At 46.3% G+C, this 13,293-nt stretch carries 5 protein-coding genes; 4 read left to right on the plus strand and 1 reads right to left on the minus strand.

Annotated features, from left to right (window positions below; all coding sequences use genetic code 11):
- Window positions 1–15: 15 nt before the first annotated feature.
- Window positions 16–1,149 carry a succinylglutamate desuccinylase/aspartoacylase family protein gene (locus Q5691_RS10405; protein ID WP_333344790.1) on the minus strand — a complete coding sequence of 378 codons (1,134 nt, stop codon included), beginning with the start codon at window positions 1,147–1,149 and terminating at the stop codon, window positions 16–18.
- A 366-nt stretch (window positions 1,150–1,515) separates the two neighbouring features.
- On the opposite strand from Q5691_RS10405, the gene Q5691_RS10410 reads away from it, so the two are divergent.
- The 4 genes from Q5691_RS10410 (at window position 1,516) to Q5691_RS10425 (ending at window position 13,273) form a co-directional block, all read left to right on the plus strand.
- A complete protein-coding gene (locus Q5691_RS10410; protein ID WP_333344754.1) occupies window positions 1,516–4,254 on the plus strand; it encodes an RNA helicase in 2,739 nt (912 codons plus the stop codon).
- Between the two features lie 450 nt (window positions 4,255–4,704).
- Complete coding sequence (locus tag Q5691_RS10415; protein ID WP_333344756.1) at window positions 4,705–7,446, plus strand: family 10 glycosylhydrolase; 2,742 nt, start codon at window positions 4,705–4,707, stop codon at window positions 7,444–7,446.
- Between the two features lie 450 nt (window positions 7,447–7,896).
- Window positions 7,897–11,841 carry a PAS domain S-box protein gene (locus Q5691_RS10420; RefSeq protein ID WP_445304749.1) on the plus strand — a complete coding sequence of 1,315 codons (3,945 nt, stop codon included), beginning with the start codon at window positions 7,897–7,899 and terminating at the stop codon, window positions 11,839–11,841.
- Between the two features lie 7 nt (window positions 11,842–11,848).
- Window positions 11,849–13,273: a response regulator gene (locus Q5691_RS10425; RefSeq protein WP_333307472.1), complete on the plus strand. Its 1,425-nt coding sequence runs from the start codon at window positions 11,849–11,851 to the stop codon at window positions 13,271–13,273.
- The last annotated feature ends 20 nt before the right edge of the window (window positions 13,274–13,293 follow it).

The raw sequence follows: 13,293 nt of genomic DNA on the forward strand, positions 1-13,293 counted from the left end.
GGTTTCTTAGTATTCTCAATCTGCCATCACCGACAACACATACTCTCCTTGATTTACTGACTGATTGGTCGAAACATCAAAAATGAAAACATTCGACTCAGCACAAACATCAACCAAACTCGGAAATTCCCCATTCTTATTAAAGCTGAGAATTTGATAAAGCCGATCGCCCTTTTTGACATAACTCCCCAATTGCACTCGATTTTGAATCATCCCGCCCGCCGGCGCGTAGTATTTGAACACCGAATTCTTGGGGGTGAAAATAACTTGATGCGCCGCAGTTTCCGGCAGAGGAAATCCATCTATTTTCAATAAACCCTTACTTGCTAAGTAATTTTTGATGCCCCGCAAGCCATTCGCCACCGAATCGGGATTCATTTCCATCCCCGAACCTAATTCTAAAGTCCAAGCTTCCACATCAAATTGGATCGCACTTCCCAACTGGGCCAAAACCTTCTCCAAAGCCAGCCAAGGCTTGAGAAACGCCTCGTCAAAAGCATCCCCATCGTACTCATTCATCAAGATAGCGCGATCGAGCAAAAAAGCTTTCGCACTCTCCTCGCGGGAATTAAAACAGTAAAGATAATCTAAACTTTGATTCGTAGAACTGTGCAAATCCAGCACATAATCCGCATCCAAACACAAAGATTGTAGCTGATATCGGTAAAGTTCGCTGTAGGGGCGGCAAGTAGGAGCATTAATTTTTGCCAACTCTTTCGCAAAACTCAAAGCAATCGCTTTTCTGTAATTAACTTTGACAGTATCGGCATCGAGGTGAATGTGAGAATTAGCAAAACCCAGAATATCTTCCCCTTGCTTTTCAAAATCCCAGAAAATCCGGTTCCAATTTACCCCATCATAAAGATTGTAGCGACCAGGAGAAAAATGGTGCGATCGCTGACTTACACCCACAGGATTGCAAACCGGAACCAGCCAAATTTCCCCGCTTAACTGGCTGCTGTCCAAAGACCTTAAAAACTCAATTAATTGGTAAATAACCGCATTACCACTAATCTCAGCGCCGTGGAGGTTAGATTGCAGATAAGCTTTTTTGCCCGGAATCGCACCTTGAAACTGATAGACTTGCAGTGAAAGTCGATCGCCCGAAGCAAGCTGCACCACAGGAATAGTCGAAATAACTGGAATCATAGAGAAAGAAGAGGGAAGTTCGGCAACGGATTCTGTAACGGATGTAACGGATGTAACGGATGTCAGGAAGAGGGAAGAAGGAATAAGGAAGAGGGAAGAAGGCACAATTTTTTTTATTTCTTCTGCCAACTGCCAACTGCCAACTGCCAACTGCCAACTGCCAACTGCCAACTGCCAACTGCCAACAGTCAACAGTCAACTGCCAACTGCCAACAGTCAACAGTCAACTGCCAACTGCCAACTGCCAACAGACTTATTCCTTAATAGCCGATTTGCGGGCGTTGGTCTAAAATCAATACAGTCCTCTGCTGACTTGCTTTCAGCAAGATTTAAGCATACTTATCCTGCAACCTTATAATAATCCTTGTGCCAGACACTGCCCAGAACCGCCCAGAGCTGGATCTGAAGACCATATTTCCATTCGAGCTAGATAACTTTCAGAGAGAGGCGATCGCCGCCCTCGATGCAGGTAAATCCGTTGTCGTGTGTGCTCCCACAGGCTCTGGGAAAACGTTAATCGGGGAATACGCCATCCATCAAGCACTCTCCAGAGGGCGGCGCGTCTTCTACACCACACCCCTCAAAGCACTCTCTAACCAAAAGCTGCGCGACTTCCGCAGTCAATTTGGAGACGACAACGTAGGTTTGCTCACGGGCGACATCTCCGTAAATCGAGATGCGCCGATTTTGGTGATGACTACCGAAATATTTCGGAATATGCTCTACGGTACGCCGATCGGAGAAGTCGGTACTTCCCTCACCGGAGTCGAAACCGTGGTACTCGACGAGTGTCACTACATGAACGATCGCCAGCGTGGTACCGTCTGGGAAGAATCGATCATCTACTGTTCGAGCGAAATTCAACTGCTCGCCCTCTCAGCAACCGTTGCCAATAGCGACCAACTCACAGACTGGATTAACAAAGTCCACGGGCCCACAGAACTCGTCTACTCAGACTTTCGGCCAGTACCGCTGCAATTCCACTTCGCCAACCAAAAAGGGATATTTCCCCTACTAGACGAGACCGGCAAAAGAGCCAATGTCCGGTTAGTCCCCAAAAAGAAGGGGCAAAAAGTAGAAAGAGGCAGCATCCCCACTCCGAGTTTGACCGATGTTTTGGCCCGGTTGGACGATCGAGATATGCTACCAGCAATTTACTTCATCTTCAGCCGTCGCGGGTGCGACCAAGCAGTCGCAGAAGTCGGCAATTTCTCCCTAGTTAACGAAGCCGAAACAGCCGAACTCAAACGCATCATTGACGATTTTTTACAGCGAAACCCAGAAGCAGAACGCTTCGGTCAAAAAGAAGCACTTTTAAAAGGCATCGCCGCCCACCACGCAGGCATTTTGCCAGCCTGGAAAGGTTTAGTAGAAGAACTCTTTGGGAGAGGTTTGATCAAAGTCGTATTTGCCACCGAAACCCTAGCCGCCGGGATTAATATGCCCGCCCGCACCACAGTCATTTCCACCCTGTCCAAGCGCACCGACAAGGGACACCGACTGCTAAACGCTTCAGAATTCCTGCAAATGGCCGGTCGGGCGGGTCGGCGGGGCATGGACAAGCTGGGGCACGTGGTTGCAGTTCAGACGCGCTTTGAAGGCGCAAAAGAAGCCTCGTATTTGGCAACAGCCAAAGCCGACCCCCTCGCCAGTCAGTTTACTCCCAGCTACGGCATGGTGCTGAATTTGCTGCAAACACACACTCTCGACGAAGCTCAAGAGTTGGTAGAGCGGAGTTTCGGTCAATACCTTTCTACCTTGTACTTGCAGCCGCAGCAAGAAGAATTAGACGGATTGCAAGCAGAATTGGCGGTGCTTGAACAGTCCCTGGCAGCGGGAGGAAATGTCTCCACCCTGGAAAAAGAGCTCGCTCATTACGAAAAATTGCAGGGAAGACTCAAAGAAGACAAACGTTTGCTGAAAACTCTATTGCAGCAAGCTGAAGAAGCCAGATTTAAGGAGATGTCCGTAGCTGTGGCTTTTGCAGTGCTCGGAACGGTTCTGAGTCTCAAAGGTAAACACGTTCCGACAGCCAAACGATCGCACACAACTCCTGTACCCGCCGTATTGGTTGCCAAAATCGCAGGTTCTGGCCAAGCACCAAATTTGGTGTGCTTGGGGAAAGATAACCGTTGGTATGTCGTCGCCATTAGCGATGTCGCTACCTTGCACGCCGAATTACCTCGCTTGAGCGTTGCAGATACCTTGAACCCGCCGTCGGAAATGCCCCTGAGACTCGGCCAGTGCCGCTTGGCAAATGAAGAAACTGCTGCAATTGCTGCATCGATCCCACAATTGCCGACACCGGAACCGAGCCCAGAGGCGATCGAGCAACAGCAGAAAATCGCAGCCGTAGAAGCTAAGCTAGAAATTCACCCGGTTCTACAATGGGGGAATCCCGGTACTTTGCTCAAACGCCAGCGCCGCCGGGAAGAATTGAAAAAAGAAATCCGCAAAAGCGAACAAGAGTTAGAAAAGCAACGAGCTCGCTACTGGGAGCAATTTCTCAACTTAATCGATATCTTGCTGAATTTCGGCTGCTTGGAAAGAGTAGTTTCGGCACATGGGAACCGAGATGACTCCTCTGACAGGTTGGTGCCCACAATCTTGGGCCAAGCTTGCGCCGCCATTCGTGGCGATAACGAACTGTGGCTGGGTTTGTCCCTGATGTCTGCCGAGTTTGACGAACTCGACCCCCACCACCTCGCTGCTGCTTGTGCCGCCTTAGTTACAGAAGTTTCCAGGCCCGACAGTTGGACTCACTACTCGCTGTCGCCGGAAGTTTTGGCACCTTTGGACAATCTACAAAAAGGCTTGCGTCGCCGATTGTTTCAAGTGCAGTACCGTCATGAAGCTGCAATCCCGATTTGGCTGGAACGGGATTTAGTGACTTTGGTCGAACAGTGGGCTCTGGGCGTTGAATGGCTGGAACTGATTAGCCATACGAGTTTGGATGAAGGAGATGTGGTGCGGATTTTGCGCCGGACTTTGGATTTCTTGTCTCAGATTCCTCATGTTCCTCATGTTTCCGATTCTTTGCGGAGGAATGCTTGTCGGGCGATGCAGTTAATCGATAGATTCCCGGTGAATGAAGCTGCAACTTAGAAAATTGTTGACAGTTGACTGTTGACGGTTGACAGTTGGCTGTTGGCTGTTGACAGTTGACAGTTGACAGTTCGGACATTTGGACATTTGAACAATACCGATGCAACCGCAAACGATATTAGATTAAAATCTGCGTGCATTTGGATTGAAAAACCCAAAATACAATTTAGATGCCGGACAGCTTACAGTCAACAGTCAACCGTCAACAGTCAACAGTAAGCTGTCAACTGTCAACTGTCATGAGGAATAGATCCAAAATCTAAAATCCAAAATCTAAAATCTAAAATCTAAAATCGATCGATCGCACTTTTTCCTGATTCAGGTTGCAGGGCAGGATAGAAAATTGTATGGTGCGGATCGATCGATCTTAATTGTTATTGAAATTTTCCGAAACGGTGCGCTGGGTAATTCTCTTATTTTATGATGCAACAAATCAAAAAGCCCGATCAAATGCCTGATGCCTGCTCCCAGGCTCAAAAAATTCGCTTTTTCACTTTCTTGCAAAAAGTCTTAATTGGAACTATAGCGAGTACATTACTCAATCTCTTCATCCTATTTCCCTCTCCGAGTTTCGCAGAAGTAGTTCTGGGCGTTGTTCGCAGTTCCGAGAATTCTCCCGACTGGGTAAAGATTACCACGCGCCTCTGGGAAAGCGGCATTGCTTACAAACCAATCAATCTCGAAGAAATCAAAAGTACGGCGGATTTAACAGGCGTTAACGTGCTGTTTTTGCCCAACATTGAAACTTTGACTCCGGCACAAATTAAAGTTTTAGAAGCTTGGGCCTCCCAGGGTGGCCGCTTGATTGCTTCGGGCCCCGTCGGCCGCAGTTCCCCGGCCTTGGTGCGCCAATCTTTGCGATCGCTCCTTGGGGCCTATTGGGCTTTTCCGTTAACCCAGCCAGCGACGCCACAACCACGCAGCCGCTGTCGGGATCTCGCCTGCACCGCTTCTAGCAATTGGATACCCGCTGTCCAACAAAATGCCTCAGTCCAAGGCGGTGTCTTAATTCCGGCTGATGCGAACAGTCAAACTATTGCTACTTGGAAAGATAGTTCCGGTTCCTCCGCAGCCATCGCCACCGATCGCGCTACCTATCTCGGCTGGCGCTGGGGTAGCGACGGTTCGGCAAATGTAGATAAGGCTTGGCTGCAAGCCTCGATCGCCCGCTGGGGAGGCACAATCGCTTCTGGGCCTGTAGCGCCGCCCACTGCGGCCGCGACCCCACTGCCAACTCCCCCCTCCAGAGTCACTAGAAACAGCCCTAGTTTGCCACGTACTACCCCGCTGAGCCGACTTTCTCCCTCTGGCTCGCTTTCCGATCCAGTACCTGCAACTTTTACAGACCCTTCGGATCAGTCGGCGTCGGCGGGTTTGGACGTGCAGCCAAATTCCAATAAGCCGATCGTCAGCATTGAAGCGTACTTGATGCGCCAAGAACTCACTAACCTCCTCGGCCGGTTTGAAAGCGCCCTGACAGCATCTAATTCAGCCAATACCGCCATCAATCTCAATGCTGCTACCTCCCCTCAACTGGTGGCTGCAGAACAGGGCGGAGGCGGCCCCACAACCAGCCGCCCCCCTGTTCTGCAAGCGATCAGGGTGCGGGCGATCGCCCAAGCGCGACAGGTTTTGCAAACTTTTGACCAACTCCTGCAACAGCAAAACTACGCGGAGGCGAGATCGCAGTGGGTGGAAGCGCGGCAGTTGCTGTGGGAAAATTACCCGAAGGAAGGACAGCGGGTTGGGGCGGAAATTCGGGCGGTTTGGCTCGATCGCGGGACGATCGTCGCAGCGCGATCGGAACAGGGTTTGGCTGCAGTGTTCGATCGGCTCGCCGCCGCCGGGATCAATACCGTTTTCTTTGAAACTTTAAATGCCGGATATACCATTTATCCCAGTCAAGTTGCACCGCAACAAAATCCCCTGACTGTTGGCTGGGACCCGCTGGCATCTGCGGTTAAATTAGCTCACGATCGAGGCATGGAACTGCACGCTTGGGTTTGGGTTTTTGCCACAGGAAATAAGCGCCACAATACTTTAATTGGCCAGCCTAGCTCTTATCCAGGCCCGGTACTTTCCGCCCATCCACAGTGGGCAAATATTGACAATAAAGGACGCACGCAAAATCCTAACGATGGTAAATTTTATCTCGATCCTGCCAACCCGGAAGCGCGGAATTATTTGCTACAAATAGTCAACGAAATTGCCAATAACTACAAAGTAGATGGGGTGCAATTAGACTATATTCGCTATCCTTTTCAAGATGACAATGCAAATTTTACTTACGGTTATGGTATTGCTGCGAGGCAGCAATTTAGGCAGTTGACTGGTGCTGATCCCGTGAATATTTCCCCCAGGAATGGCAGTTTGTGGCGGCAGTGGGTTGAGTTTAAAACTAATCAAATTAATAGTTTTGTAGCTGAAGTTTCTCAGCTTTTGCGGCAGAATTATCCGCGCACAATTCTGTCGGTGGCAGTGTTTCCGCACCCGGAAAGTCAGCGGATTTACAAAATTCAGCAAAATTGGGAAGTTTGGGCTCGTCAGGGCATTGTAGATTTGATTGTGCCGATGACTTATGCTTTGGATACGAACCGACTTCAGCGTATCACCGAACCGCTGGTAAAGGAACAAATGCTAGGTTCGGCTTTGATTTCTCCGTCGGTTAAGCTGTTGACTCTCCCGGAAGTTGTGGCGATCGACCAAATCCAAGCTTTGCGCGATTTGCCGACAGGGGGCTATGCTATTTTTGCGGTGGAAAGTATCAGCAGCGGGATGCAGGGCTTTTTTAACCGCACTCAAGGCACCCCAGTGCGTTCCACTTCTGCTGCGGAGCCGATTCCTTACCGACAGCCGTTTGCGGCGGCGGCTTCGCGGTATACTGCTCTCAAGCAGGAATGGAGTTTTTTATTGGCTAACAATCAGTTGCGGGTGTCCGAATCTGAACTGAAAGTTTTGCAAAGTCGAGCGGATGAATTGGCGCAATCTTTGAGCAAGTTGGCGGCAAATCCTTCTACCGAAAGTTTAGCAACTACTAAAAGATTGTTAAGGAGTTTTCAATCTCAATTTCAATCTTCGATGCGCTTGCATTCTGCGGAAAATAGCTATCAAGTGCAAACTTGGCAAAATCGTTTGGAGAGTTTGGATATGCTTTTACGCTACGGCGAAAGGATGGAGTTGAATCGCAGATAAATACAGATTTTTGGGGTGTGTGCTTGTTAGCTACTGTTTGTTCAAACTGAGATGTTGCACCATTCTCAATAACCCTTCCCTGGGCGGGCAGGATGCCCACGCCACAAGAAAATGTACTTGTTGTGGAACAGGGATCTTGCCTGTTCCACAATAAAATTCATCTCTTGTCGAACAGGCTGAAAAGCCTGTTCCTAAATAAGTAATTGAGAATGGTGCAATAGATCAGATGATTTCGACTTAGGTCGATCGCGCCCAATGATCTGTATCAGTAGTTACGAAAAAACTCTGAGTAGAAATACGCTATTTTGATATGAATTGATCGACGGTACTGTCGTCAGTAAACTACAGCATAAGGAGAAAAGGAAGGGCAAAGGGAACATAATTTACACTCAAAACTCCCAACAATTACCAATGCCCAATTCCCAATGCCCAATTCCTCTGAGGATGAATATGTTTCCTAAACCCCTCAATCGTTTGGCTACAAAAATTATCGGCAAAGTTCCATTACAAACGGTGCTTGTGGTTCCTTTTTTAGTGCAAATTGTCGGCACGGTAGGACTTGTAGGTTGGCTATCTTTCCAAAACGGTCAGCGAGCAGTCAACGATGTTGCCGCTCAGTTGCGGGGAGAAATTAGCGATCGTATCAAAGACCGCATGGAACATTATATGTCAATTCCCCACATTGTCAATCACCTGAACGTTCAAGGCATAAAACTGGGGCAGTTGAACCTAGAAGAAAAGCCAAAACTCGAACATCATTTCCTCGAACAAATTCAATATTTTGATTCTATCAGCATCATTTACACAGGCAAAGAAAATGGAGAACACTCTGGAGCAATTCGCACTAAAGATGGGATTTTGATATCGGCTGCTGACAGCTCTACTGGCAATAAATTAGCTCGATATACTGCCGACTCTCAGGGAAATCGCGTTCACTTAGTGCAAATTTCACCCAATATTTACAATCCGCGAACTCGTCCTTGGTACCTAGCTGCCGCTGCCGCAAAAAAACCTATTTGGACTCCAATTTATACAGATTTTTTGACCAGGGAACTGGCAATTACTGCTGCTTTGCCTATCTACGACGATGCTGGCAAATTGTTAGGAGTAGCTGGCAGCGATTTGCTCTTTTCCAGAATCAAAGAATTTCTGGTTAGCCTAAAAATAGGAAAATCAGGACAAACTTTTGTCATGGAGCGATCGGGGATGTTAATTGCCACTTCAACGGCGAGTCCAGAATTCGTGGTGGAAGGTAAAGAAACAAGGCGCATTAAAGCTTCAGAAAGCGAGAATCGGGTAATTAGCCAAACTGCACAATATTTAGATAAATCCTACGATAGCTTAGCTAAAATCAATAATTCTCAACAACTTACTTTTGATGTTGATGGCAAGCGAAATTTTATTCAGGTAGCTCCTTTTAAAGACGATCGAGGGTTGGATTGGCTGATTGTAGTAGTTGTGCCAGAATCGGACTTTATGGAACAAATTAACGCCAATACGCGCACGACTTTTTTGCTGTCGGTTGCCGCTTTGATTGGGGCGACAATTCTGGGGATTCTTACTGCTAAATGGGTGGTGCGGCCGATTTTAAGATTGAATGCGGCGGCGAAAGCTTTGGCACGGAATGAATGGGAGACAAAGCTCACTCTCAATCGCCAAGACGAACTCGGAGAACTTGCCGCTTCTTTTAACAGCATGGCCGAGCAATTGCAGCATTCATTTACTTCTCTTTCGGAAAGTGAAAACCGAGTCAAACAATTTTTCAATGCAGTACCGCTAGGCATTTTTATTGCAGAGCCAAACGGTCAACCTCACTACATTAATCCTATAGGAGAGCAGCTTTTAGGTCAAGGAATTGTGGCAACAAATTCCGAAAATTGGCGCCAATCCTACGGAGCTTATTTAGCTGGCACTCAGGAAATTTATCCGGCGGAACGCGACCCAATGTTAAATGCTTTGCAGGGCAAAAGTGTCACTGTTGATGACATTGAAATCTCCTCGACGGACAAAACTATCCCCCTGCAAATTTCGGGAACTCCTATTTACGACGCCCAAGGAAATATTATCTATGGAATGTGTGCTTTTCAAGATATTACGGAACGCAAACTAGCGGAGAAAGTATTAAAGGAATACAACGACAATTTAGCAGTGCAAGTGGCCGAACGTACCGCCGATCTTGCCAAGGCAAAAGAAAAGTTTTCTAAAGCTTTTCGTTTAAGTCCTAATGCGATTACCCTGACGAGAATCAGCGATGGTCGCCACATAGAAGCCAATGAGAGCTTTTGTCGGATGATGGGGTACAGTCACGAAGAAATCATTGGCAAAACAGCGGTAGAACTCAATTTTTGGGCGAGTTTGGGAGAGCGCGATCGCATGATTCAAATGTTAAAAAACAAGACGGCTCTTCACAATTATGAGCTGAGGTTTCGCAATAAAAATGGTACAGAAAGAACAGCACTGCTGTCGATAGAAACCATCGATATTGACGGAGAAGCTTGTTTTTTGTCGATTTCTAGCGATATTACCGAGCGCCAAAAAGCAGAAACTGCCCTCCGGGAAGCAGAAGAAAAGTACCGTAACATTTATGAAAATGCTTTGAATGGAATTTTTCAAACTGCTATTGACGGGAAATATATCAGCGCTAACCCCGCTTTAGCTAACATCTACGGTTACGACTCGCCTGCGGAATTAATAGCAGCACAGCCGAATTTCTATAACCAGCTTTACGTGAAACCGAACCGCCGCGACGAATTTGCAGCGCTGATGAACGAGTACGGGATACTATCAAACTTTGAATCGGAAATCTACCGCAAAGATGGCAGCATAATCTGGATTTCGGAAAATTGTCGAGCTGTCTGCGATGAAGCAGGAAATCTACTTTACTACGAAGGTTTTATTAAAGACATTACTGATAACAAACAAGCGGAAATCAAACTGCAGCAGGCGAAAGAAGCTGCCGAAGCAGCAAACAAAGCGAAGAGTACGTTTCTCGCCAATATGAGCCACGAATTGCGATCGCCCCTGAACGCGGTTATCGGCTTTGCTCAAGTCATGCTTCGCAGTAAAACGTTGTCTCAAGAAAATCAAGAAGATGTTGGAATTATCCTGCGGAGTGGTGAACATTTACTGGCTTTAATTAACCAAGTTTTAGACTTGTCAAAAATCGAAGCCGGACGCACGACGATTAATGAGAAAAACTTCGATTTGTACCAACTAATCGACGATTTAGAAGATATGTTTGCTCTCAAAGCTGAGCAAAAAGGTTTGCAGTTAATCTTCGACAGAGACGCCGAAGTTCCCCATTACATTTGTACTGATGAAGTTAAATTGCGGCAAGTCTTAATTAATTTGCTAAATAATGCAATTAAATTTACTTCAGAAGGGGGAGTGTCGGTGCAAGTCAAAGGGGGAAAGCGGAATATACATAAAAAAAGCACTGACCAATTACCCGGCCGCTACTGGCTGCATTTTGAAGTTCAAGATACTGGTGCAGGCATTGCTGCTGAGGAAATCCATCAGTTGTTTGAAGCATTCGTGCAGACGAAAACAGGTAAAGATTCTCAGGAAGGAACGGGTTTAGGTTTAGCTATTAGCCGCCAGTTCGTGCAATTAATGGGAGGTGAAATTACTGTTAGCAGCGAGATCGGAAAGGGTGCAGTATTTCAGTTTGATATCCAAGTTCATCTGGTTGAAGCTGCTGATATTGAAAGCAAAAAAACTCAACGTCGAGTGGTTGCCCTCGAACCGAATCAGCCGAGTTATCGCTTGCTAATTGTGGACGACAAACCTTTGAACCGCCAACTCTTAGTAAAACTTCTGAGTCCACTCGGATTTGAGTTGAGAGAAGCGAATAACGGTAAAGAAGCGGTTGATATTTTTATGGAGTGGGAACCGCATCTGATTTGGATGGACATGAGAATGCCTGTGATGGATGGCTATGAGGCAACGAAACAGATTAAAACTACAACTGGCGGGCAAGCAACGGCGATTGTAGCCCTAACTGCTAGCGTTTTGGAGGAAGAACGGGCGGTGATTCTTTCGGCGGGTTGCGATGATTTTATGCGGAAACCATTCCGAGAGGAGGACATTTTTGTGGCAATGGGAAAACATTTAGGAGTACGCTATATTTATGAAGATCCAACCGCAGTAAGTGCCACAGGTGTAGAGGAGTCAAGTCAAGAGGTGCTGACACCGGAGGCTTTCGCCTCTCTTTCTCCAGACTGGATAGCCCAATTCAAGCAAAATATTTTGAGTGTGGACATGGAGGCGATCGCAACTTCGATCGCACAAATCGGCACTGTCAATCTCTCTCTTGCGGGCAAGCTTCAAGATTGCATTAATAATTTTGAATATGACAGAGTTTTGAACATAATCGATCTCAGTGAGAAACAGTAAATACCCGATGACTTCAACTTCACCTAAAACCAATCGAGCTAATATTTTAGTAGTGGATGATACGCCAGAAAACCTGCGGTTGCTGGCAGGAATTTTGAGCGAAAAAGGCTATCAAGTTCGCCCGGTTCCCAATGGCAAACTAGCATTGTCTGCATCTCAAAAAATACCCCCGGATCTAGTGCTGCTGGATATTATGATGCCGGAAATGGACGGCTATCAAGTTTGCCAGCAACTCAAAGCTTCTGAAATAACTAAAGACATTCCTGTTATTTTTATTAGTGCGATCAATGACGTGCTGGATAAAGTTAAAGCTTTTGCAGTTGGCGGAGTTGACTTTATTACTAAACCGTTTCAGGTTGAGGAAGTTTTAGCCCGGATAGAAACTCATTTAAAAATTTGTTCACTGCAACAAACTTTGCAAGAAAAAAATCAAGATTTAGCAACGGCACTGCACCAACTGCAAGCCACTCAAGAGCATTTGATTCAATCGGAAAAAATGGCAGCCCTGGGACAACTGATTGCCGGCATTGCCCACGAAATCAATACACCCCTGGGCATTATAGGTTCCTCTATTAATAATATAGCTAATTTTTCCGAAGAGTTTTTAGAAAAATTTCCTGAAATTTATCAACAACTTTCGGAGGAAAGCAAAGCTTATTTTTTAGCTTTACTGTACAGAGCAACCCATCAAGAAGTTTTATTTACAAGCAGAGAGAAACGGAAATTTAAGCAGCAGTTGACCGGGAATTTGATGGCAGAATATGTTGACAACCCGGAGGAAATTGCGGATACTTTAGTAGACATGGGAATCTACGAAAACATAGAAGATATCTTGCCACTTTTTAAATCCCCGGATTGGGAAGTAGTTTTAAATAGTGCTTACCAGTTTGCGAGCTTTAAAAAAAGTATTAGCCTGATCCAAAGAGCGACAGCGAAGTCGGGGAAAGTAGTATTTGCCTTAAAAACCTACGCTCATTTTGATAGCCAACCAGAAAAAGTCCAGGCGAACTTGCACGATGGCATTGAAACGGTGTTAACTCTTTATCAAAATCAACTGAAACACGGTATAGAAGTAGTTAAAGATTATGGAGATTTACCAGACATTATGTGCTATCCCGATGACTTAAATCAAGTTTGGACGAATCTTGTTCATAATGCCTTGCAAGCAATGGATTATAAAGGTATTTTAACTATTGAAACTCGGCAGCAAGAGGCAACTATTTTCCTCAAGTTTACTGATAACGGCAAAGGTATTCCCTCAGAAGTTATTTCCAAAATTTTTCAGCCGTTTTTTACAACTAAATCTGCAGGCGAAGGTAGCGGTTTGGGATTGGATATTGTAAGAAAAATTGTGGAAAAACACCAAGGCACAATTGCTGTAGATTCTGTACCGGGGCAGACAACTTTTACAGTATCGCTGCCAATTTATTAAACAAAACTTACTTGCAGGGG

Origin of the sequence: Microcoleus sp. w1-18aA5, assembly GCF_036701705.1 — a bacterium.
Classification (GTDB): domain Bacteria; phylum Cyanobacteriota; class Cyanobacteriia; order Cyanobacteriales; family Microcoleaceae; genus Microcoleus.